The sequence below is a fragment of the Pseudomonas sp. R84 genome (assembly GCF_009834515.1).
Taxonomy (GTDB): domain Bacteria; phylum Pseudomonadota; class Gammaproteobacteria; order Pseudomonadales; family Pseudomonadaceae; genus Aquipseudomonas.
The window spans coordinates 5,543,821-5,565,079 of the sequence record NZ_CP019426.1 but is presented as its reverse complement, the minus strand read 5'-3'; the positions used below and the strand labels follow the sequence as shown (position 1 = coordinate 5,565,079).

At 58.2% G+C, this 21,259-nt stretch carries 22 protein-coding genes; 15 read left to right on the top strand and 7 right to left on the bottom strand.

From position 1 onward, the window contains the following. Positions 1–73: 73 nt before the first annotated feature. Complete coding sequence (gene dksA, locus PspR84_RS24575; RefSeq protein ID WP_008080850.1) at positions 74–517, bottom strand: RNA polymerase-binding protein DksA; 444 nt, start codon at positions 515–517, stop codon at positions 74–76. Positions 518–851: 334 nt separating this feature from the next. Between dksA and PspR84_RS24570 the strand changes: the two genes are divergently transcribed. Both PspR84_RS24570 and sfsA read left to right on the top strand, forming a co-directional pair. Beyond that, on the top strand, positions 852–2,024 hold the full coding sequence (locus PspR84_RS24570) for a pyridoxal phosphate-dependent aminotransferase (protein ID WP_160059447.1): 1,173 nt from the start codon (positions 852–854) through the stop codon (positions 2,022–2,024). Then, positions 2,024–2,737, top strand: a complete 714-nt coding sequence (gene sfsA, locus PspR84_RS24565) for a DNA/RNA nuclease SfsA (RefSeq protein ID WP_160059446.1) — start codon at positions 2,024–2,026, stop codon at positions 2,735–2,737. Before PspR84_RS24570 ends, sfsA begins: the two co-directional genes overlap by 1 nt. Here sfsA and PspR84_RS24560 read toward each other — a convergent pair. Continuing rightward, a complete protein-coding gene (locus PspR84_RS24560) occupies positions 2,734–3,051 on the bottom strand; it encodes a Rieske (2Fe-2S) protein (RefSeq protein WP_160059445.1) in 318 nt (105 codons plus the stop codon). The two genes, sfsA and PspR84_RS24560, sit on opposite strands and share 4 nt — an antisense overlap. 165 nt (positions 3,052–3,216) lie before the next feature. Here PspR84_RS24560 and PspR84_RS24555 point away from each other — a divergent pair, with 165 nt between their 5' ends. From PspR84_RS24555 to PspR84_RS24540, 4 genes are read left to right on the top strand one after another with little or no spacing between them, the layout of a single operon-like run. Next, a complete protein-coding gene (locus tag PspR84_RS24555; RefSeq protein WP_160059444.1) occupies positions 3,217–4,089 on the top strand; it encodes an ABC transporter substrate-binding protein in 873 nt (290 codons plus the stop codon). A 50-nt stretch (positions 4,090–4,139) separates the two neighbouring features. After that, on the top strand, positions 4,140–5,123 hold the full coding sequence (locus PspR84_RS24550) for an iron ABC transporter permease (RefSeq protein WP_174244531.1): 984 nt from the start codon (positions 4,140–4,142) through the stop codon (positions 5,121–5,123). Further along, on the top strand, positions 5,123–5,890 hold the full coding sequence (locus tag PspR84_RS24545) for a heme ABC transporter ATP-binding protein (protein WP_160059442.1): 768 nt from the start codon (positions 5,123–5,125) through the stop codon (positions 5,888–5,890). The genes PspR84_RS24550 and PspR84_RS24545 overlap by 1 nt, the downstream gene beginning before the upstream one ends. 21 nt (positions 5,891–5,911) lie before the next feature. Then, a complete protein-coding gene (locus PspR84_RS24540; protein ID WP_160059441.1) occupies positions 5,912–6,763 on the top strand; it encodes a ChaN family lipoprotein in 852 nt (283 codons plus the stop codon). Positions 6,764–6,995: 232 nt separating this feature from the next. Here PspR84_RS24540 and PspR84_RS24535 read toward each other — a convergent pair whose 3' ends face one another. From PspR84_RS24535 to PspR84_RS24520, 4 genes are all read right to left on the bottom strand, one after another. Further along, positions 6,996–7,790, bottom strand: a complete 795-nt coding sequence (locus tag PspR84_RS24535; RefSeq protein ID WP_160059440.1) for a cyclic nucleotide-binding domain-containing protein — start codon at positions 7,788–7,790, stop codon at positions 6,996–6,998. Between the two features lie 16 nt (positions 7,791–7,806). Next, positions 7,807–8,079 (bottom strand): TfoX/Sxy family protein, encoded by a 273-nt coding sequence (locus tag PspR84_RS24530; protein ID WP_003228231.1) that lies wholly within the window; start codon positions 8,077–8,079, stop codon positions 7,807–7,809. A 286-nt stretch (positions 8,080–8,365) separates the two neighbouring features. Then, positions 8,366–8,710, bottom strand: coding sequence for a pentapeptide repeat-containing protein (locus PspR84_RS24525; RefSeq protein ID WP_007909940.1), 345 nt, complete (start codon positions 8,708–8,710; stop codon positions 8,366–8,368). Between the two features lie 90 nt (positions 8,711–8,800). Beyond that, entirely contained in the window at positions 8,801–10,357 is a 1,557-nt protein-coding gene (locus PspR84_RS24520; RefSeq protein ID WP_160059439.1) for a bifunctional aminoglycoside phosphotransferase/ATP-binding protein, read from the bottom strand. Positions 10,358–10,475: 118 nt separating this feature from the next. Here PspR84_RS24520 and mrcB point away from each other — a divergent pair, with 118 nt between their 5' ends. The 3 genes from mrcB to PspR84_RS24505 are packed head-to-tail and all read left to right on the top strand — an operon-like array spanning position 10,476 to position 13,901. Further along, a complete protein-coding gene (mrcB, locus tag PspR84_RS24515; RefSeq protein ID WP_160059438.1) occupies positions 10,476–12,800 on the top strand; it encodes a penicillin-binding protein 1B in 2,325 nt (774 codons plus the stop codon). Between the two features lie 16 nt (positions 12,801–12,816). Next, positions 12,817–13,566: a hypothetical protein gene (locus tag PspR84_RS24510; RefSeq protein ID WP_108226992.1), complete on the top strand. Its 750-nt coding sequence runs from the start codon at positions 12,817–12,819 to the stop codon at positions 13,564–13,566. Next, positions 13,566–13,901: a YqcC family protein gene (locus tag PspR84_RS24505; protein WP_160059437.1), complete on the top strand. Its 336-nt coding sequence runs from the start codon at positions 13,566–13,568 to the stop codon at positions 13,899–13,901. Before PspR84_RS24510 ends, PspR84_RS24505 begins: the two co-directional genes overlap by 1 nt. Before the next feature lie 105 nt (positions 13,902–14,006). Here PspR84_RS24505 and PspR84_RS24500 read toward each other — a convergent pair whose 3' ends face one another. Continuing rightward, a complete protein-coding gene (locus PspR84_RS24500) occupies positions 14,007–14,423 on the bottom strand; it encodes a DUF4124 domain-containing protein (protein ID WP_160059436.1) in 417 nt (138 codons plus the stop codon). 399 nt (positions 14,424–14,822) lie between these two features. On the opposite strand from PspR84_RS24500, the gene PspR84_RS24495 reads away from it, so the two are divergent. From PspR84_RS24495 to msrQ, 6 genes are all read left to right on the top strand, one after another. Continuing rightward, entirely contained in the window at positions 14,823–16,547 is a 1,725-nt protein-coding gene (locus PspR84_RS24495) for an acetolactate synthase 3 large subunit (RefSeq protein WP_093434972.1), read from the top strand. A 2-nt stretch (positions 16,548–16,549) separates the two neighbouring features. Further along, positions 16,550–17,041: an acetolactate synthase small subunit gene (gene ilvN / locus PspR84_RS24490; RefSeq protein WP_003176102.1), complete on the top strand. Its 492-nt coding sequence runs from the start codon at positions 16,550–16,552 to the stop codon at positions 17,039–17,041. Positions 17,042–17,089: 48 nt separating this feature from the next. Then, complete coding sequence (ilvC, locus tag PspR84_RS24485; protein WP_007909969.1) at positions 17,090–18,106, top strand: ketol-acid reductoisomerase; 1,017 nt, start codon at positions 17,090–17,092, stop codon at positions 18,104–18,106. Between the two features lie 148 nt (positions 18,107–18,254). After that, positions 18,255–19,112: a CDP-diacylglycerol--serine O-phosphatidyltransferase gene (gene pssA, locus PspR84_RS24480; protein WP_016983477.1), complete on the top strand. Its 858-nt coding sequence runs from the start codon at positions 18,255–18,257 to the stop codon at positions 19,110–19,112. Between the two features lie 63 nt (positions 19,113–19,175). After that, positions 19,176–20,189, top strand: coding sequence for a protein-methionine-sulfoxide reductase catalytic subunit MsrP (msrP, locus tag PspR84_RS24475; protein WP_160059435.1), 1,014 nt, complete (start codon positions 19,176–19,178; stop codon positions 20,187–20,189). Then, positions 20,189–20,812 (top strand): protein-methionine-sulfoxide reductase heme-binding subunit MsrQ, encoded by a 624-nt coding sequence (gene msrQ, locus PspR84_RS24470; RefSeq protein ID WP_160059434.1) that lies wholly within the window; start codon positions 20,189–20,191, stop codon positions 20,810–20,812. The genes msrP and msrQ overlap by 1 nt, the downstream gene beginning before the upstream one ends. The last annotated feature ends 447 nt before the right edge of the window (positions 20,813–21,259 follow it).

The following is a 21,259-nucleotide window of genomic DNA, read 5'->3' as shown; positions in this document are numbered from 1 at the left end:
ACAAAAGGCAAAAGGCAAAAGGCAGAAACAAAAACGGAGCGTTCGCACGCTCCGTTTTTTATTCAGGTCGAGATTACTTGCCGACCTGCTTTTCCTTGATTTCCGCCAGTGTCTTGCAGTCGACGCACATGTCGGCTGTAGGGCGTGCTTCGAGGCGTTTTACACCGATCTCGACGCCGCACGAATCACACCAACCGTACTCTTCGTCTTCGATCAATTGCAGTGTCTTGTCGATTTTCTTGATCAGCTTGCGTTCGCGGTCGCGGGCGCGCAGCTCGAGGGCGAATTCTTCTTCCTGGCTGGCACGGTCGGCCGGGTCCGGGAAATTGGCCGCTTCGTCCTTCATGTGGTCAACGGTGCGGTCGACTTCCTGCATCAACTCCTGTTTCCACTTGTTCAGGACCTTGGTGAAGTGCGCGCGCATTGGGGCGCCCATGTACTCCTCACCTTTCGCCGGAACATAAGGTTCGAAACCGCTGATCGTCTGATTCTGCTGTTGCTTTGCTTGGGTGGGCATGAAATGGACCGCCTCTACTCTTGTAATCCATTGCGCAGGATTGCTCCATCACCGACACCTGCCGGCCCTGCGGCTGCAAGCGGGCGAACTTACCAGATCAATTCAGCCTGCGCTACTCCCGGATGTCGAGGCACCGGCGGGTGGCGCTTGCAAATGTTTGGCAAGCCGTGTCTGGTGGTGTTGAAGACCTGTTCAATCACTGATTTTAGTCAATCCTGGAGCGTACGCTCATATCGTTACAGTCCAGCGTTCTTGAGGCTGTGACCGCTGCGGGTTCTCGCTCGTTCCGGCAGACGGGTAGAATCGTCTCTTTTTTCCCGTCGAAGGAAAGCCAATGGCTCAGCCCTACAGTGCGCGCAGTCGTGCGATCGAACCGTTCCATGTGATGGCGCTGCTGGCGCGGGCCAATGAATTGCAGGCTGAAGGCCACGATGTCATCCATCTGGAGATCGGCGAGCCGGACTTCACCACTGCCGAGCCGATCATTCGTGCCGGCCAGGCAGCGCTGACGGCGGGCAAGACTCGTTACACCGCAGCGCGCGGCATTCCCGAGTTACGCGAGGCGATTGCCGGGTTTTACCAATCGCGCTATGGCCTGAACATCGATCCGCGACGGATTCTGATCACCCCGGGTGGCTCCGGTGCGCTGTTGCTGGCCAGTGCGTTGCTGGTCGACCCGGGTAAACACTGGTTGCTGGCGGATCCGGGCTACCCCTGCAACCGGCACTTTCTGCGTTTGGTCGAAGGCGCGGCGCAGTTGGTGCCTGTTGGCCCGGACGTGCGCTATCAACTGACCCCGGATCTGGTCGAGCGTCATTGGGATCACGACAGCGTCGGCGCATTGGTCGCATCGCCGGCCAACCCGACCGGCACCATTCTGACCCGCGATGAACTGGCCGGCTTATCCACAGCCATCAAGGCCAGGCACGGGCATTTGGTGGTGGATGAGATCTATCACGGTCTGACGTACGGCACCGATGCCGCCAGCGTTCTGGAAGTGGATGACAGCGCGTTTGTGTTGAACAGTTTCTCCAAATACTTCGGTATGACCGGCTGGCGACTTGGCTGGCTGGTGGCGCCGGATGCGGCCGTCAGCGAGCTGGAAAAACTGGCGCAGAACCTCTACATCAGCGCACCGAGCATGGCGCAGTACGCGGCGCTGGCCTGTTTTGAACCGGAAACGATCGCCATTCTGGAAGAGCGCCGGGCCGAATTCGGTCGCCGTCGCGACTTCCTGCTACCCACCCTGCGCGAGTTGGGTTTCAATATCACAGTGGAGCCTGAAGGCGCGTTCTACTTGTACGCCGATATCAGCCAGTTCGGCGGCGATGCCTTCGCGTTCTGCCGACATTTCCTCGAAACCGAGCATGTGGCGTTCACCCCGGGTCTGGATTTCGGCCGTTATCAGGCCAGTCATCATGTGCGTTTTGCCTACACGCAAAACCTCCCTCGCTTACAAGAGGCGGTGGAGCGAATCGCGCGTGGCTTGAAGAGCTGGCAAGGCTGATGCGCTTTTATCCTCCTCTGGAAGAGGCGCGCCTGATCCGTCGTTACAAGCGTTTTCTCGCCGATATCGAAACCGCTAGCGGCGAGTTGCTGACCATTCATTGTCCGAACACGGGTTCGATGCTCAATTGCCAAGTTGAAGGCGGGCAGGTCTGGTTCAGTCGCTCCAACGATCCGAAACGCAAATTGCCGGGTACCTGGGAAATTGGCGAAACCCCGCAAGGCCGCTTGTTTTGCGTGAATACCGCACGGGCTAACGGTCTGGTTGAAGAAGCGTTGCAGGCTGGGGTTATCACCGAGTTGAGCGGCTTTACCGCATTGAAACGTGAAGTTGCCTACGGGCAGGAAAAGAGCCGTATCGACTTCCGCCTCGAATACCCCAGCGGCCCGGCCTATGTAGAGGTGAAAAGCGTCACCCTGGGTTTCGATGGTACAGCTGTGGCGGCGTTTCCCGATGCGGTGACCCAGCGTGGCGCCAAGCATTTGCGTGAATTGGCGCATCTGGCGCGGGACGGCATTCGCGCGGTGCAGTTGTATTGCGTCAATCTGACCGGGATTGAAGCGGTGCGGCCGGCGAAGGAAATCGATTCGGCCTACGCCGATGCGCTTCTTGAAGCTGTCGCCTGTGGTGTTGAAGTGCTGGCGTACGGCGTGCGGCTGAACCATGAAGAGATGGTCATCGACCGGCGTCTCGACGTGCTCCTTAAAGGTTAAACATCAATCCACAGCCCTTGCTCATCTTCCCGGCAAGGAATGGCGGTGAGTGATTGCCCAGCGCAAGGCCCGGCGACGCATTCACCGTCCTCGATCAGAAACAGTGCGCCGTGGGTGGCGCACTGGATCAGGCTGTTGCTCGGATCGAGAAACTGGTCGGGCTGCCATTCAAGTCCGACGCCCCGATGTGGGCAGCGATTGAGGTAGATATAGGCCTGGCCGCTCCGGCGCACGGCGAACAGCTTGTTGCCGTCGATCTCGAAACCACGGCTTTTCGCTTCGGCCAGATCGGCGCCTGCGCAGAGAAACTTCATGGCTATCCTCTAGTGTCGGCTCGTGTCTGGATATGTCCGAGCTTGACGTTTAAATGCAAACAATTATCAAATGGCGGCCTTCACCCGCAGGCGTCTGGCAGATGTCGAGGATACTTGGCCTGCCATCCTGATGCCCGGGAAAAACCTTATTCAAGGAAGCTGTGTATGCGCCTGAGTACTCGCGTTGCCGTGCTGTGTGTCGGACTTTTGGTCAGCCACCAGGCTGCAGCGGCTGATTTGCCGCAACGTTGGGTCAGCGCTGGCGGTGCGCTGTCGGAGTGGATCAGTGCCTTGGGCGGTGAGTCGAAACTGGTTGGCGTGGATACCACCAGTCAACATCCAGAGTCGTTGAAGTTGCTGCCGAGCATTGGTTATCAGCGCAGTCTTTCGGCAGAGGGCATTCTCAGTCTGCGTCCGGACATTCTCATCGGCACTGAAGAAATGGGGCCGCCGCCGGTTCTGTCACAAGTCAAAGCGGCCAAGGTTCAGGTGGTGTTGTTCTCGGCTCAACCGGATCTGCCGACGCTGGAGAAAAACGTTACTCATTTGGGCCAATTGCTCGGCGCTCAGGCTCCGGCCGCGCAACTGCTGGAAAGTTATCAACAGCAACTCGATGCGCAGAAGGCTCGGGTTACCGAAGTGCAGACCAAACAAAAAGCGCCTGGTGTGCTGCTGTTGCTTGGACATGCCGGTGGCAAGCCATTGATTGCGGGCAAGGACACCGCGGCCGACTGGCTGCTGCAACAGGCGGGCGGACATAACCTGGCGACGCACACGGGTTACAAGCCGTTTTCCGTGGAATCCCTCGCCGGCCTCGATACTGAAGTGCTGGTGTTCGCCGACCGTGCATTGACCGGTGAGGCGGCGAAAGCGGCGTTGTTTAAGGAAAACCCGATTCTCAATTCAAGCCGCGCCGCCAAGGCCGGGCGTGTGCTGGAGCTGGATCCGACCCTGCTGGTCGGTGGGCTCGGGCCGCGTTTGCCAGCGGCGCTGAAAAGCCTGACTGACGGTTTCTACCCGGCCAAGAGCGGCCAATGACCACACTGGTAAAACCCCGTGACTTGTTCATTGGCCTGACGCTCCTGTGTTTGCTGGCGATCTGGCTGTCGTTGGCGTTGGGGCCGGTGAGTCTGCCGCTGTTCGATACGTTGCGCGCAGCGTTGCGCATGCTCGGCGTGCCGTTGGCACCGGATGGACTGGAGCAGGCTGAACTGATCCTCGGGCAGATTCGTCTGCCGCGAACTCTGCTCGGGCTGGCGGTCGGTGGTGTCTTGGCGTTGTCCGGCGTGGCGATGCAAGGCTTGTTTCGCAATCCGCTGGCGGATCCGGGATTGGTCGGTGTTTCCAGCGGCGCGGCATTGGGCGCAGCGATCGCGATTGTCGGCGGTTCGTTTTTTGGCGGCCTGCCGGAATGGTTCGGCCCCTATCTGTTGTCGGTCTGTGCGTTTCTCGGCGGGCTTGGGGTGACGGCGCTGGTTTATCGCCTCGGTCGCCGTAATGGCCAGACTAATGTGGCGACGATGTTGCTGGCGGGCATTGCCCTGACCGCGCTGGCCAGTTCCGCGGTCGGGCTGTTCACATATCTGGCGGATGACGCGACTTTGCGCACGCTAACGTTCTGGAACCTTGGCAGCCTCAATGGCGCCAGTTACGCGCGGCTCTGGCCATTGCTGATCATCAGCGCTGGTGTCGCGTTGTGGCTGCCGCGTCGGGCGAAAGCGCTGAATGCCTTGCTGCTTGGAGAATCCGAGGCTGGGCATTTGGGCATTGATGTCGAGCGGCTCAAGCGTGAACTGGTGTTTTGCACGGCGCTGGGGGTTGGCGCGGCAGTCGCGGCCGCCGGGATGATCGGTTTTGTCGGGCTGGTGGTGCCGCATCTGGTGCGTTTGCTGGCGGGGCCAGATCATAAAGTATTGCTGCCGGCATCGGTGCTGGCGGGGGCGAGCCTGTTGCTGTTGGCTGATCTGGTCGCGCGGCTGGCGCTGGCGCCGGCAGAGCTGCCGATCGGCATTGTCACCGCGTTTATCGGTGCGCCGTTCTTTCTTTATCTGCTGCTGCGAGGGCGTGCCTGATGTTGCGTGCGCAGAATCTGCACATCCAGCGTGGTCGAAAAGCCGTGCTCAGCGATGTCACGCTGCAACTCGAACCCGGTGAAGTACTCGGTGTGCTCGGGCCGAACGGTGCCGGTAAAAGTACATTGCTCGGTGCCTTGTGCGGTGAGTTGGCGGCGAGCGCGGGCGGGGTTTCGCTTGACGGGCAGGCGTTGAGTCACTGGACTGGCCCGCAGCGTGCGCAACGATTGGCGGTGTTGCCCCAAGTGTCGACCCTGGATTTTGCTTTCCGCGTCGAAGAAGTGGTGGGCATGGGCCGTTTGCCTTGGCAAAGCGGTCGGTTGCGCGATGACGAAATCATCGCGGCGGCTTTGGCGGCGGCGGATGCCGGGCACTTGAGCGGTCGCAGTTATCTGGCGCTGTCCGGTGGCGAGCGTCAGCGTGTGCATCTGGCGCGGGTGTTGGCGCAGCTCTGGCCGGGGCAGGCCGGGCAGACGCTGCTGTTGGATGAGCCGACATCGATGCTTGATCCGCTTCATCAGCACACTACGCTGCAGGCGGTGCGTGAGTTTGCCGATCGTGGCGCGGCGGTGTTGGTGATCCTGCATGATCTGAATCTGGCGGCGCGTTATTGTGATCGCATCCTGCTGCTTGAAGGCGGTCGCCCGGTGGCGCTGGATACACCGCAGCAGGTTTTGCGACCGGACACGCTCCAAGCCGTATTCGGTCTCGAAGTGTTGGTGCAGCTGCACCCGGAGCGTGGGCATCCGCTGATCATCGCCCGCTGACAGGATCATCGAGGTGATTACATGCGTGGCTTGTGGCTGTTGGCGGTGGTGTTGCTTGTGGGGTGTCAGCATGTTGTTGCGCCGCCGCCAGTCAATGGCGAGATTCGCGATCTGCGTAGCGGGCAGGAGCTGACGGCGCAGCAGTTGCTGACGCGACTTGCTGAGCCCGAGCAATTGATTATTGGCGAGCAGCATGACAATGCCGATCATCACGCCGTGCAGTTGTGGGTATTGCGCTCGCTCGGTGAGCAGCGGTCGCAAGGTAGCCTGTTGCTGGAAATGCTTACGCCGGATCAGCAGTCTCGCGTTGATCAAGTGCATCAGTCGATAACGCCGCCCGCTGACCTGCCTGGTGTATTAGCCTGGCAGGACGGCTGGGACTGGAACCTCTACGGGCCGATTGTACGCTTCGCCCTCACTCAGCCGTATCCACTGCTGGCGGCAAATCTGAATAGCGCCGAAATCCGCACCGTCTATCGCAACGCACCAGTGTTGAAGGGGCAGCGCAGCAATGTTGAGTCGGTGAAAACTGTATTGCTGGAGCAGATCAGCGATTCCCACTGTGGCTTGCTGCCTGAATCACAGATGCCCGCGATGCTGGCCGTTCAGCAACAACGTGATCGGCGTATGGCTGAGCGTCTGTTGGCGGCTCCCGCACCTTCAATCTTGCTGGCCGGTGCGTGGCATGCGCGCAAGGATGTTGGCGTGCCGCTGCATGTTGTGGATTTGGGCGCCACAGAGACTCCGACAGTGCTGATGCTGGCAGAGCAGGGCGCCGAAGTGACCGCAACGATGGCCGATTACGTTTGGTACACGCCCGCCACGCCCAAGCAGGACTACTGCGAGCAGATGCGCAAACAGTTCGGCAAATGACTTTTCCCCAGGCAAAAAAAGACCCGGTAAAAACCGGGTCAAATAACCGTGATTAGCCTGATGAGGAGATAATCTGAGAGTCCGAACCAAGGGCTTTTCAGAATATCGACTGATCTCGCGACCAGTTGTGATAATCATAGCGATTCTCATTAGCGCGTCAACAACTGTTTTCTCATTTCTTTGATTTAGTCTTGGAAATGGCCGTAATGGCCCGGAAACAAAGGACGTGGCGTCAGCTCTTGGTTACGCAAAATTGGGTGACTTGCTTGTTCAGCTGACCGATCCGCCGCGCCATGCTCTCGATCAGGCTGTGGGCGATCTTCGGATTGGTGCGGGTCATGCTCAAGAATTGATCGCCGGGAATCAGCATTACGGTGCTTGGCTCTCGGGCAACGACCGTGGCATTGCGTGGTTCGCCAGTGAACACGGCCATGGCACCGAAAATCTCGTCCTTGGGCACGTCTCCGACTTTCTGCCCGTCTACAAACGCTTCGGCATGCCCGTCGATGATCACAAACACGTGATCAGCCGCGTCACCCTGATTGATCAGAATTTCACCGGCCTCAACCCGTTTGAAGCCATTGGTACTGCGAAAATCGCGCGGTTTCAATTCCGCGACGGCATGGGCGAGGATTGCCATTTGTCCCAGCAGATAATCCAAGAACTGGTCTGCCCGACGAGCATCGCCATACAAATGCTGAAGAACCTCACGGCGCCGATAGGGCGTCAAACGCAATGCCCCGTCACTGCACAAACGGCAATCAGCCCAGTCCTCACCCTGCTGAAGGCCGATCAAATCACCCTCCTGCCAATAAAACAGTGGACGCGACCCGATACAGCCGTTGATCACCCCTTCATTGAGCAGGAATAACTGATCGGCGGGTAACTGCGCCAGTAAATCATCCGACGCCTGCAGTTCCAGCGTCGACCCGCAAGGCATCAAATCGCGCAGCCACAGCGCGGGCAAGCTCTGCAAGCGGTTGATCAAGGCATCGGCCCAAGCCGATTGTTCCCCCAGTAAATACATGACGGTCTATGCCCGTTCAGTTCTTGTGACGCGATGAAATGGCTTCAAGCTGCTTGTTCAGGGCGTCCTTGCGTTCGGCGGGGATGTCGTTCCAATGCACATCCATCAACGCGCCCTCGATCGCATATAACAACACCTTCGATGCGCGAAACCCACGGGTACGCACGGCCCGGTAGGCGTCCACCGCGCCCAGGCGACGCAAGTCCGAGGCGCTGTGGATGCCCACGGCATGCAGCCATTGCGCCGACGTCTTGCCAAGATTCTTCAGGTGTTGCAGTTCATCATTCATCAAGCCTCCTTGCGACGGCCGAATGGTGCGTGGGCGAGCTTCTCAGGAGTGTAGCCATCAGTAGGAAAAGCGTGGTTGTTTGGTCGGATTCGACGCAAATGCTTCTAAGAAAGGGCGCTTGAACGGCCTGCGAACGCAGATGAGGAGGGGGGAACACAAATCAATGTAGGAGTGAGCCTGCTCGCGATAGCGGACTGGCAGGCACACATGTGTTGAATTTTAAACCGCTATCGCGAGCAGGCTCACTCCTACAGGGAAGGCTTTGTGTCAGGGAATAATGAGGTGATCAGCGGGTGCGATAACGCAGGCGCGTACCGAAATTCATCGACATCAGAATCTCGTCAGCACTCAACTCCGGCGGGAAGTACGCCCCGGAAATCTGTGCGTGCGCCAGGCTTGCACCTTCAAGCGAGGCGTTGCGGAAATCGATACCGCGAAGATCGGCGGATCGGAAGTAAGCGTCGCGGAAATCCACGCCATCGGCATTCAGTTCACGCAGATCGAGGCCACGGAAATCGCCACCGACCATATCGATCGGGCCATCCTGTGGACGCTCTTTGTTGAAACCTGTGATGTCGTCTTTGTGCAGCAAGGCATACAGCGGGGTGTCGAGAAGTTTCGGCTGGCTCATGTCATATCACCGTTGGTTTTATGACGCCAGTATAGTGCCACTATTTGACGGCCGTGAAGCAAGCGAGGGCTTCACGGCCGAAATAGTTTCTTACAGGCCTGGCAAGCGCTGACGGATCTGCGCGACCACGGTGTCCAGGGTTCCGGATTCATTGGTCTGCACGCGTTTGCTGCGCAGGATTTCTTCTGGTGTCAGCGCTTCGCGGTTGGCCTGCTGTGCTTCGATCACAGCCAGTGTGGCGTCGGACGGATCCTGTTTGTCCGCCTGACGAATCGCCAGCCAGCTCTCAATCACCGCTTGCGGCGCGTTGCAGTCGAGGATCAGGAATGGCGTACCGGTGGCCTCGGCGATCTTCGCCGCGTTGTCGCGCTGCTCACGCTTGAGGTAAGTGGCATCGATCACCACCGGGAAACCAGCGTGCAGGATCACTTCAGCGATTTCATGCAGACGCGCGTAGGTCGCGGTGCTGGCGTCGGCACTGTAGATACCGGCCTGCACATCATTGGCAACAGTTTGCTCACCGAACAGACGCTTGCGTTCAACATCGGAGCGCAGGCGAATCGCGCCCAGCGCTTCGACCAGACGCATGGCCACGTGGCTTTTGCCGACAGCGGAAACGCCGTGGGTGATTGCCATGAAGCGCGAAGGAATGGTGCTGTAGCTTTCCGCCAGGTTGGCGTAGTTGCGGTACTGGCGCAGGGTGGTGGCGCGCTGCACCGGAGTCGCGTCTGCCGGCATGCTGAACAGCGCAACCTTGGCGCGCACCAGAGCGCGGTAGGCTTTATAGAAGTTCAGCACTTCCAGGCCTTGATAGTCGCCGGTCAGCTCCAGGTACTGGCTGATGAAACGGCGGGCCAGGGATTTCAGGCCACGGTCTTCCAGGTCCATCGCGAGGAAACCGGTGTCGGCCCAGACGTCAGTGAAGCGGAACGGTTCGTTGAACTCGATGCAGTCGAAGATCACCACTTTGCCGTCGATGACCGTGGCATTGCCCAGATGGATATCGCCATGGCACTCGCGGGTGAAACCGTCGGCCTTGCGCTGGGCAAACAGTGGCTTGAGACGCTCGAAGCTGCTCTCGGCCCAGGCTTTCAGCGCGTCGAGTTGCAGCAGATCGTTTTTGTCGCTGAGGAACGGCAGGATCTGCTCGAAGTTTTGCGAGACTGGCGCCATCACGCTGTCCGGGGTGCCGGCGTCGTGTTCGGCCGGGACTTTCGGCGCAGTGAGGTGGAAGCGAGCAATCTGCTCGGCCATCTCGTCGATGTGCTGTGTGGTCAGCTCGCCGTTGGCTTGCAGGGTGCTGAGCAAACCGCTCTGCGGGAACTGGCGCATTTTCAGCACATATTCGATCGCCGGGCCGTCGCCGCCCAGTTGCGGCGCTTCAACGCTGCCGGTGACTGGCAACACTTCCAGATACAAATCGTCGGTCAGACGCTGGTTCAGACGCAGCTCTTCAGCGCAGAAATGCGCGCGCGACTCGAGGCCGGTGAAGTCGAGGAAGCCGAAATTCACCGGCTTCTTCACTTTATAAGCGAACGGACCGGTGAGGATCACCCACGAGATATGCGTTTCGATGACCTGAAACCCTTCGACAGGGTGCGGGTAGAGGGCCGGGTTTTGCAGGGCAGCGATCAGTGACTGGCTCACGGGCGATCCTTCAGAGACTGGGGGAAATTCGAGGTCGCCATTATGGCCGCTCGCCAGCCTGACGCAAACCTCGGAGCGCTCCTGTTGAGTATGAATAAAGTGCGTATAATCCGCCGCCATGACTCGAACTCGATCCCCCCGTACCAAGAAAAAACCACCCTCCAAGGGCCTTAGCCCGTGGTTGAGCTGGGCCATTAAACTCAGTCTGGTCGGCCTTGTCGTGCTGGCCGGCTTCGCCGTATACCTCGATGCGGTGGTGCAGGAGAAGTTCTCCGGCAAGCGCTGGACCATCCCGGCCAAGGTCTATGCGCGCCCGCTCGAGCTGTTCGTCGGACAAAAGCTCAGCAAGGACGATTTCCTTACCGAACTCGATGCCCTCGGCTATCGTCGCGAAGCCGTGAGTAACGGCCCCGGTGCCGCAGCCGTCAGCGGCAATACGGTCGATCTGAATACCCGTGGCTTCCAGTTCTATGAAGGCCTGGAAAAACCGCAGCCGGTGCGCGTGCGCTTCTCCGGCGACTATGTGGCTGAACTGTCGGCGACCAACGGTTCGAAATTGTCCGTGGTGCGTCTTGAACCGCTGATGATCGGCGGCATTTATCCGAAAAACCTCGAAGACCGCATCCTGATCAAACTCGATCAGGTGCCGCCATATCTGCTCGAAACCCTGGTCGCTGTAGAAGATCGCGACTTCTATAGCCACTGGGGTGTGTCGCCGAAGTCGATTGCCCGTGCTGTCTGGGTCAACACCTCTGGTGGCAAGATGACGCAGGGCGGCAGTACGCTGACCCAGCAGTTGGTGAAAAACTTCTACCTGACCAATGAACGCAGCCTGACCCGCAAGCTCACCGAAGCGATGATGGCGATGCTGCTGGAACTGCATTACGACAAAAAGGAAATCCTTGAGGCCTATCTCAATGAAGTCTTCGTCGGGCAGGATGGTCAGCGTGCGGTGCACGGTTTCGGTCTGGCCAGCCAGTTCTTCTTCGGTCAACCATTGTCCGAACTGAAACTGCATCAGGTGGCGTTGCTGGTCGGCATGGTCAAAGGGCCTTCCTACTACAACCCGCGTCGTAATCCCGAACGTGCGCTGGAGCGTCGTAACCTGGTGCTCGATGTGCTTGAGCAACAAGGCGTGGCGACTGCCGAGCAAGTGGCCGCAGCGAAGAACATGCCGCTGGGCGTGACTACTCGCGGCAAGCTCGCCGACAGCTCGTTCCCGGGCTTTATCGATCTGGTCAAACGTCAGTTGCGTGAAGACTATCGCGACGAAGACTTGACCGAAGAAGGTCTGCGCATCTTCACCAGCTTCGACCCGATCCTGCAGATGAAAGCCGAGGCCTCGGTCAACGACACCTTTAAACGTCTGTCCGGGCGCAAGGGCTCCGACGATGTCGAAGCGGCGATGGTCGTGACCAATCCGGAAACCGGCGAGGTCCAGGCAATGATCGGCAGTCGTCAGGCCAGTTATGCCGGTTTCAACCGCGCACTGGATGCCGTGCGACCGATCGGCTCGTTGATCAAGCCTGCGGTTTATCTGACTGCGCTGGAAAAACCGAGCCAGTACACACTGACCAGTTGGCTGTCTGATGATCCGTTGTCGGTCAAAGGCGCGAACGGTCAGGTGTGGAAACCGCAGAACTATGACCGCCGCTCCCACGGCACGGTGTTCCTCTATCAGGGGCTGGCGCATTCCTACAACTTGTCGACCTCGCGTCTGGGCCTGGAAGTCGGTGTGCCGAATGTGTTGAAAACACTCGGTCGTCTGGGAGTGACGCGTGAGTTTCCGGCGTTCCCGTCGATGTTGCTCGGTGCTGGCGGCATGACCCCGATCGAAGTCGCGACCATGTACCAAACGCTGGCCAACGGTGGTTTCAACACGCCAATGCGCGGGATTCGCAGCGTGCTGACCGCCGAGGGCGAGCCGCTCAAACGTTATCCGTTCCAGATCGAGCAGCGTTTCGACCCTGCCTCCATTTATCTGATCCAGAACGCCATGCAGCGCGTGATGCGTGAAGGTACCGGCAGCTCGGTTTATAACGTGCTGCCCAAGACTCTGACGCTGGCCGGCAAGACCGGTACCAGTAACGATTCCCGTGACAGCTGGTTCGCCGGTTTCAGTCAGGATCTGCTGGCGGTGGTCTGGCTGGGGCGCGACGATAACGGCAAGACACCGTTCACCGGTGCGACCGGTGCGCTGCAGGTGTGGACCAGTTTCATGCGCAAGGCCGATCCGCTGCCGCTGGACATGCCGCAGCCGGACAACGTCGTGCAGGCGTGGGTCGATTCGCGGACCGGGCAGGGCTCCGATGCCAACTGCCCAGGGGCGGTGCAGATGCCGTATATTCGCGGCAGCGAACCGCCACCCGGCGCCGCCTGTGCAAGCGAAACGCCTGCTTCCGGCGAGTCGGTGATGGATTGGGTCAAGGGCTGGATGAATTAAGCAAAGAGGGTTTCAAGTGAACAAGTGGTTGATTCCAGCGGTGACCGCCGTGGCTTTGCTCAGCGGCTGCTCTACCGTACAGCGTGGTTCGATTCCGGTGGTTGATTCCGGTACTGCGGTGTCCAACAGCGAGCGCATTTCGGCCAATGGCGGTTTCCGTCAAACGACGGTCAAGCGTCCAGCACAGGGCCAGACTCAGGCGATTCCGCAAGGTGATACTGGTGTGGTGGTGATGGTGCCGGGTGGCGGCGCTGCCGTGTCGACACCGATCAGCGCTTCGCCAATCGTGCCTGGGCCGGCATCCGGCGGTATCACGTCGGGGCCGTACAATCCTTCGCCGGCTGAGTCTGCGCCGATCAATACCGGCAGCTACAGCATGCCATCGACGCCAAGCGGGATTCCTTCCGCCAGCAGTGGTGGCGGCTTGTCGGCCGATGAGCAACTTGACGGCCCGGTGCTCGCTCTGCTGACCACCGCGCAACAGCAGCAGGCCGGCGGCGACCTCAACGGTGCATCGTCCAGCCTTGAGCGAGCCCAGCGTGTCGCCCCGCGTGAACCGCAAGTGCTTTATCGTCTGGCGCAGGTTCGCATGGCCCAAGGTGATGCGCCGCAAGCCGAGCAGTTTGCCCGGCGTGCGCTGACCATGGCCAACGGTCGTCCGGACCTGCAAGCCAACCTGTGGGAAATCATCGCTCAGTCCCGCGAGAAACAAGGCGATTCCGCCGGTGCCGCTCAGGCCCGTCAGAAGGCCAAGGTTTCGCTGTGATGGATGCACGTTTCCCGAAAATCGCCGATCAGTTGCTACTGATCGAGCGTGAACTGCGCACGCAGGGTTGGTGGGACGAAGTTGCGCCGTCAGCTGAAGCGTTGAGCAGTGTCGAGCCGTTTTCGGTCGATACGCTGGATTTCGAGCAGTGGCTGCAATGGATCTTCCTGCCGAAGATGAAATACATCCTCGAACAGGATCTGCCGTTGCCGAATGCCTCGGGGATTCAGGAAATGGCTGAAATGGTCTTCGCCCAGCGCAATGTGCAGGGCAAGGATCGTCAGCTTCAGGTGTTGCTCAAAGAGTTTGACCTGCTGATCACTGCCTCGCGCTAATACCGATTCTGTGTAGGAGTTGCCGAAGGCTGCGATCTATTGATCTTTAAAGTCAAAAGATCGCAGCCTCGTTTCACTCGACAGCTCCTACAGTCCTGCAGATGCCTATTGGCAATTCTCGGCTATCTGTTTCTGAGCCTCGACAATGCGTTCCTGACGCTGCGCATCATCCAGCCGGCGCAACTGTCCCTCCACCTCTTCTCTCAAGCGCGGATTGTTTTGCAATTGCGCAAGGTTCGTCCGAGCCTGTTCGCAGAACTGTTTTAGCTGTGCCTGTTGGTCAGCCACCTGTTTCTTGACCTTGTCATCGATAGCCTTCTGATCTCCCAGCACGCCGCTGCCCGGCATTGCCGCCGGTTTCGGCGGAGGCGAGGAGGGCGTCTGCAGGGTGGTGGACGGCTGGCCCGGTGGCGGCTGCGCATCGAAGTGCGTGACACCCTGGGCATCGACCCATTTATAGATTTGAGCGGCCATGCACCACGGGCTGAGGCCGATCAGCAGAGTGAGGAGGAGCGTTCGCATGCTGATTCCTTGGCAAAGTTGCGCAATTGACACTAACAGAGTAGCGGTTTTCGGGTTTTTTCTTGCGTTCTCATGTGCTTACCCACAATTAACCACATAGACGGCTTGACTTGGAGAGGGCGAAACAGAAGAATCCAAAGTCCGCTGTAGAGGGACTGCCAGAAGCAGACCCACTCGGTAGATCATGAGGCGCACATCCGCGCCGACCTGTTACACCCGCAACGCGTTACCTCGCGCTGGGTGGGAAAGGCCCGCAACACTTGGGACGATCCCAATACTTGCTCAGTCAGTGCTGACGTAGTCGGCGACCACCGTCGCTCATGCTCTGCCGAGAAGTAAACCTATTAAGACCCGCCCCTTTTTTGTGGACGGTATTCTGGCGTTTTAGAGGTGAACAACGTGGAGCTTTTATCTGGCGGTGAGATGCTCGTCCGCTTTTTGCGTGACGAAGGCGTCAAATATATCTACGGGTACCCGGGTGGTGCTCTCCTGCATGTTTACGATGCCCTGTTCAAAGAACCGGAAGTGACTCACATCCTGGTTCGTCACGAACAAGCGGCTACCCATATGGCTGACGGTTATGCCCGTGCCACCGGTAAAGCCGGCGTGGTATTGGTGACGTCTGGTCCTGGCGCCACAAACGCCATTACCGGTATCGCGACCGCCTATATGGACTCGATTCCGATGGTGATCATTTCCGGTCAGGTGCCAAGCACCATGGTCGGCACCGACGCGTTCCAGGAAACCGACATGATCGGTATCTCCCGGCCGATCGTGAAGCACAGCTTCATGATCAAGCACGCTTCGGAAATCCCGGAAGTCATGAAGAAGGCCTTCTACCTGGCGCAATCCGGTCGTCCGGGCCCGGTCGTGGTCGATATCCCAAAGGACATGACCAACCCGGCCGAGAAGTTCGAATACATCTTCCCGAAGAAAGCCAAGCTGCGTTCCTACAGCCCGGCCGTTCGCGGTCACTCCGGGCAAATCCGCAAGGCAGCAGAAATGCTCTTGGCGGCCAAGCGTCCGGTCATGTATTCCGGCGGCGGCGTGATTCTCGGCAACGGTTCCGCACCGCTGACCGAACTGGCGAAAATGCTCAACTTGCCTGTGACCAACACCTTGATGGGCCTGGGCGGTTTCCCTGGCACTGATCGTCAGTTCATCGGCATGCTCGGCATGCACGGCAGCTACACCGCCAACCTGGCGATGCACCATGCTGACGTGATCCTTGCGGTCGGCGCGCGTTTCGACGATCGCGTGATCAACGGCGCGGCGAAGTTCTGCCCGAACGCCAAGATCATCCACATCGACATCGACCCGGCTTCGATTTCCAAGACCATCAAGGCCGACGTGCCAATTGTTGGCCCGGTGGAGAGCGTCCTGACCGAAATGGTCGCGATCCTCAAGGAAATCGGCGAGACCCCGAACAAGGAGTCCGTGGCCAGTTGGTGGAAGCAGGTGGATGAATGGCGCGGTGATCGCGGCCTGTTCCCTTACGAAAAGGGCGACGGCAGCCTGATCAAGCCGCAGACCGTGATCGAAACCCTCTGCGAAGTGACCAAGGGCGATGCCTTCATCACTTCCGACGTGGGCCAGCATCAGATGTTCGCGGCGCAGTACTACACGTTCAACAAGCCGAATCGCTGGATCAACTCCGGCGGTCTGGGCACCATGGGCTTCGGTTTCCCGGCGGCCATGGGCATCAAATTGAGCTTCCCGGATGACGACGTTGCCTGCGTCACCGGCGAAGGCAGTATCCAGATGAACATCCAGGAACTGTCGACCTGCCTGCAGTATGGCTTGCCAGTGAAAATCGTCATCCTCAACAACGGTGTTCTGGGGATGGTTCGTCAGTGGCAGGACATGAGCTACGGCAGCCGCCACTCGCACTCCTACATGGAATCGCTGCCTGACTTCGTCAAGCTGGCTGAAGCCTACGGCCACGTTGGCGTACGCATCACCGAATCGAAAGATTTGAAGTCGAAGATGGCAGAAGCGTTCGCCATGAAGGATCGCCTGGTCGTGATCGATATTTCGGTCGACACCAGCGAGCACGTCTATCCGATGCAGATCAAAGACGGCTCGATGCGCGATATGTGGCTGAGCAAGACGGAGCGTACTTAATCATGCGGCACATTATTTCCTTGCTTCTGGAAAACGAACCCGGCGCTTTGTCTCGCGTAGTCGGCCTGTTCTCGCAGCGCAACTACAACATCGAAAGCCTGACCGTGGCCCCGACCGAAGACCCGACCCTGTCGCGTCTGACGCTGACCACTGTGGGCCACGATGAAGTCATCGAGCAGATCACCAAAAACCTGAACAAGCTGATCGAAGTGGTCAAGCTGGTGGACCTGTCGGAAAGCGCTCACATCGAGCGCGAACTGATGCTGGTCAAGGTCAAGGCCACTGGCGCCCAGCGCGCCGAGATCAAACGCACCACCGATATTTACCGTGGACAGATCGTCGATGTCAGTGCCAGCGTGTATACCGTTCAATTGACCGGTACCAGCGACAAGCTCGACAGCTTCATTCAGTCCATCGGCACCGCATCGATTCTGGAAACCGTCCGTAGTGGCGTGACCGGCATTGCCCGCGGCGACAAAGTACTCAGCATCTAAACCAAATTAGCGAATGGCCTGAACGGCCTGGATATAAAGGGGAAATTCATGAAAGTTTTCTACGATAAAGACTGCGACCTGTCGATCATCCAGGGCAAGAAAGTTGCCATCATCGGTTACGGTTCCCAGGGCCACGCCCAAGCGTGCAACCTGAAAGACTCCGGTGTCGACGTTACCGTTGGTCTGCGTAAAGGTTCGGCCACCGTTGCCAAAGCTGAAGCTCACGGCCTGAAAGTGACCGACGTTGCTTCCGCTGTTGCTGCTGCCGACCTGGTCATGATCCTGACCCCGGACGAGTTCCAGTCTTCCCTGTACAAGAACGAAATCGAGCCGAACATCAAGAAGGGCGCCACCCTGGCCTTCTCCCACGGCTTCGCGATTCACTACAACCAGGTTGTTCCGCGTGCCGACCTCGACGTGATCATGATCGCGCCGAAAGCTCCGGGCCACACCGTACGTTCCGAGTTCGTGAAAGGCGGCGGTATTCCTGACCTGATCGCGATCTACCAGGATGCCTCGGGCAACGCCAAAAACGTTGCACTGTCCTACGCTGCTGGCGTTGGTGGCGGTCGTACCGGCATCATCGAAACCACCTTCAAGGACGAGACCGAAACCGACCTGTTCGGCGAGCAAGCCGTTCTGTGCGGTGGTACCGTTGAACTGGTAAAAGCCGGTTTCGAAACCCTGGTTGAAGCTGGCTACGCGCCGGAAATGGCCTACTTCGAGTGCCTGCACGAACTGAAGCTGATCGTTGACCTCATGTACGAAGGCGGTATCGCCAACATGAACTACTCGATCTCCAACAACGCTGAGTACGGCGAGTACGTGACCGGTCCGGAAGTGATCAACGCCGAGTCCCGTCAGGCCATGCGCAACGCCCTGAAACGTATTCAGGACGGCGAATACGCCAAAATGTTCATCAGCGAAGGCGCAACCGGCTACCCTTCGATGACCGCCAAGCGTCGTAACAACGCCGCTCACGGTATCGAAGTCATCGGCGAGCAGCTGCGCTCCATGATGCCGTGGATCGGTGCCAACAAGATCGTCGACAAAGCCAAAAACTAAGTCGTCGTTCCTTGTACGAAAAACGCGGCCTCGGCCGCGTTTTTTCGTTTGAGGCGGTGGTTCTGGTATAAAGCTGCAGCGTTTGTGGCCGAACTGTCGTCCTCAAGCACCTGTCGAAATTTCTCCAAACCGTTGCAAGGTAATGTCCATGAGCGAACGTCCCGAAGAGCCGAACAAGGCTTCTGACGCCGAAAGCCTGCTGCCCATCGATGAACACATCGAAGAAGGGCACGACGCAGAAGGTCGTAAAGTCCGGCATCGTGGTATCTATCTGCTGCCGAATCTGTTCACCACTGCGAACCTGTTCGCAGGGTTTTACTCCATCATCAACTCGATGAGCGCCCAGGCTGCTCTAAGCGCCGGCGACTCGGCCAATGCGAGCAAGTATTTCGCGTTCGCCGCGATCGCAATTTTCGTCGCCATGGTGCTCGACGGCCTCGACGGTCGCGTGGCGCGCATGACCAACACGCAAAGTGCCTTCGGTGCCGAGTACGACTCGCTGTCGGACATGGTTGCGTTCGGTGTTGCCCCGGCGCTGCTGGCGTTCGGTTGGGCGTTGGGCGACATGGGCAAGGTTGGCTGGATGGTCGCCTTCATCTATGTAGCGGGCGCGGCGTTGCGTCTGGCGCGCTTCAATACTCAGGTGGGTACGGCGGACAAACGCTATTTCATCGGTCTGGCCAGTCCGGCGGCTGCCGGTGTGGTCGCGGGGATTGTCTGGGCGTTCAGCGATTACGGCATTCAGGGTTCGAAGATGTCGTTCCTGGTCGCACTGATGGTTGCGGCGGCCGGCATGCTGATGGTCAGCAACATCAAGTACAACAGCTTTAAGGAGCTGGACCTGAAGGGGCGCGTGCCGTTCGTGGCGATCCTTGCTGTGGTGCTGGTGTTCGCCGTGGTCTTTAGCGATCCACCGCGCATTCTGCTGCTGGTGTTCCTTGCTTACGCGGCTTCCGGCCCTGTGCAGTACCTGTTGCATCTTCGTCGGCACAAAAAAGCCGAGTGATGTAATTTCCCGCATACTCCGCAGTCTATGGGTGCATCAGTCCTCCAAAGCTGCGGAGTTGCCATGTTGATCAAAGTCCCCAAAGCGTCCGATTGCCACGAGTCGGATGTCACGCCTGAAGCCATTTATCTCTCTCGCCGCCAATTGCTGGGGGCTACTGCTGCCGGTATCGCCGTCAGTAGCTTGCCACGTTGGGCCAATGCCGAGGATGCTCCCAGGTATGCTGATGTCGAATCCGGTAAAGCACCTGCCTGGTTTAACGACAAGCTGTCCTCTACTAAATGGGGAGCAGTCAACGTCAAGGATGAGGCAATCACACCTTATAAAGACGCCACCCACTACAACAACTTCTATGAGTTCGGAACCGACAAGGGTGATCCGGCGGCGAATGCTGGCTCGCTGAAAACCGAACCGTGGAGTGTGGTGATAGACGGGGAGGTGGGTAAGCCGGGGCGATATGCGCTGGAAGACTTCATGAAGCCCTATCAACTTGAAGAACGAATCTATCGCCTGCGCTGTGTCGAGGCGTGGTCGATGGTTATTCCGTGGATTGGCTTTCCGATCTCGGCGCTGCTCAAGCAGGTCGAGCCAACGTCCAAAGCCAAGTACATTCGCTTTGAAACCTTGCAGGATCCCAAGAGCATGCCAGGTCAGCGGTCTGGGTTCGCCTTGATCGATTGGCCTTATGTAGAAGGCTTGCGACTGGACGAGGCGATGAATCCTTTGGCGATTCTGGCGGTGGGTATGTATGGCCGAGAGTTGCCGAATCAGAATGGCGCGCCACTGCGTTTGGTGGTGCCGTGGAAATATGGCTTCAAGAGTGTCAAATCCATCGTGCGTATCAGTCTGGTCAGCGAGCAGCCGAAAACCACTTGGCAAAGCATTGCGGCAGATGAATACGGTTTTTACGCGAACGTGAACCCGACAGTTGATCACCCGCGCTGGACGCAGGCACGGGAGCGGCGTCTGCCGAACAGTCTGTTCAAACCGAATGTACGCGATACGCAGATGTTCAACGGCTACTCGGATGAAGTCGCTTCTTTATATACAGGGCTCGATCTGCGGAAGAACTACTGATGCGATTTCCGTTCTGGCGTATAGGCGTTTTCATTGCGGCGGCTATCTGGCCGATGCTGTGGTTGTATCAGGCTCTCGAGGATTCGCTTGGACCTGATCCTGGCAAGGTGTTGGTGGATCGGTTGGGGCTCGGAACATTGGTGCTGCTGCTGATCACCTTGAGCATGACGCCTTTGCAGAAGCTCACCGGCTGGGCGGGGTGGATTGCTGTACGCCGGCAATTGGGGCTTTGGTGTTTTGCCTATGTTGTTTTGCACCTGTGCAGCTATATGGCGTTTATCCTGGGGTTCGATTGGTCGCAGTTGGCGGTCGAGTTACGTAAGCGGCCCTACATAATAGTGGGGGCGTTGGGTTTCCTTGGTCTGTTGGTGTTGGCGGTGACGTCCAATCGCTACAGTCAACGTCGTTTGGGCTCGCGCTGGAAGAAGTTGCATCGGTTGGTTTACGTGATTCTGGGTCTGGGTTTGCTGCATATGCTGTGGATCGTGCGTGCTGATCTCGAGGAGTGGGCGATCTATGCCTTTATGGGTGCTGCGCTTCTGGTGCTGCGTATACCTCCCGTAACGCGGCGGATCCCGCGTTTGCTGGCTAAAAAGCAGGTTTTGCAAGAAAAGCGAAATTAACGGTTGACGGCAGATTTCAGATGTCTATAATTCGCCCCACTTCCGGCGCAGTCGAAACGGAAAACTCCTTGAGATTCAATGAGTTATGCAGGTTTCGGCGGCAGGCTGCTTCAGTTCATCGAAGCCAAAAGGAAGTTGAAAAAGAGGTGTTGACAGCAGCGTGTAACGCTGTAGAATTCGCCTCCCGCTGACGAGAGATCGGAAGCGCAAGTGGTTGAAGTTGTTGAAGAAATCTTCGAAAACTTCTGAAAATAATCACTTGACAGCAAATGAGGCTGCTGTAGAATGCGCGCCTCGGTTGAGACGAAAGATCTTAGCCAACCGCTCTTTAACAACTGAATCAAGCAATTCGTGTGGGTGCTTGTGGAGTCAGACTGATAGTCAACAAGATTATCAGCATCACAAGTTACTCCGCGAGAAATCAAAGATGTAACCAACGATTGCTGA

What these genes read in the sequence shown, in the direction of transcription:
- dksA (WP_008080850.1), bottom strand. Translation starts at nt 517, where the DNA reads ATGCCCACCCAAGCAAAGCAACAGCAGAATCAGACGATCAGCGGTTTC.
- PspR84_RS24570 (WP_160059447.1), top strand. Translation starts at nt 852, where the DNA reads ATGGCTCAGCCCTACAGTGCGCGCAGTCGTGCGATCGAACCGTTCCAT.
- sfsA (WP_160059446.1), top strand. Translation starts at nt 2,024, where the DNA reads ATGCGCTTTTATCCTCCTCTGGAAGAGGCGCGCCTGATCCGTCGTTAC.
- PspR84_RS24560 (WP_160059445.1), bottom strand. Translation starts at nt 3,051, where the DNA reads ATGAAGTTTCTCTGCGCAGGCGCCGATCTGGCCGAAGCGAAAAGCCGT.
- PspR84_RS24555 (WP_160059444.1), top strand. Translation starts at nt 3,217, where the DNA reads ATGCGCCTGAGTACTCGCGTTGCCGTGCTGTGTGTCGGACTTTTGGTC.
- PspR84_RS24545 (WP_160059442.1), top strand. Translation starts at nt 5,123, where the DNA reads ATGTTGCGTGCGCAGAATCTGCACATCCAGCGTGGTCGAAAAGCCGTG.
- PspR84_RS24540 (WP_160059441.1), top strand. Translation starts at nt 5,912, where the DNA reads ATGCGTGGCTTGTGGCTGTTGGCGGTGGTGTTGCTTGTGGGGTGTCAG.
- PspR84_RS24535 (WP_160059440.1), bottom strand. Translation starts at nt 7,790, where the DNA reads ATGTATTTACTGGGGGAACAATCGGCTTGGGCCGATGCCTTGATCAAC.
- PspR84_RS24530 (WP_003228231.1), bottom strand. Translation starts at nt 8,079, where the DNA reads ATGAATGATGAACTGCAACACCTGAAGAATCTTGGCAAGACGTCGGCG.
- PspR84_RS24525 (WP_007909940.1), bottom strand. Translation starts at nt 8,710, where the DNA reads ATGAGCCAGCCGAAACTTCTCGACACCCCGCTGTATGCCTTGCTGCAC.
- mrcB (WP_160059438.1), top strand. Translation starts at nt 10,476, where the DNA reads ATGACTCGAACTCGATCCCCCCGTACCAAGAAAAAACCACCCTCCAAG.
- PspR84_RS24505 (WP_160059437.1), top strand. Translation starts at nt 13,566, where the DNA reads ATGGATGCACGTTTCCCGAAAATCGCCGATCAGTTGCTACTGATCGAG.
- PspR84_RS24500 (WP_160059436.1), bottom strand. Translation starts at nt 14,423, where the DNA reads ATGCGAACGCTCCTCCTCACTCTGCTGATCGGCCTCAGCCCGTGGTGC.
- ilvN (WP_003176102.1), top strand. Translation starts at nt 16,550, where the DNA reads ATGCGGCACATTATTTCCTTGCTTCTGGAAAACGAACCCGGCGCTTTG.
- ilvC (WP_007909969.1), top strand. Translation starts at nt 17,090, where the DNA reads ATGAAAGTTTTCTACGATAAAGACTGCGACCTGTCGATCATCCAGGGC.
- pssA (WP_016983477.1), top strand. Translation starts at nt 18,255, where the DNA reads ATGAGCGAACGTCCCGAAGAGCCGAACAAGGCTTCTGACGCCGAAAGC.
- msrP (WP_160059435.1), top strand. Translation starts at nt 19,176, where the DNA reads ATGTTGATCAAAGTCCCCAAAGCGTCCGATTGCCACGAGTCGGATGTC.
- msrQ (WP_160059434.1), top strand. Translation starts at nt 20,189, where the DNA reads ATGCGATTTCCGTTCTGGCGTATAGGCGTTTTCATTGCGGCGGCTATC.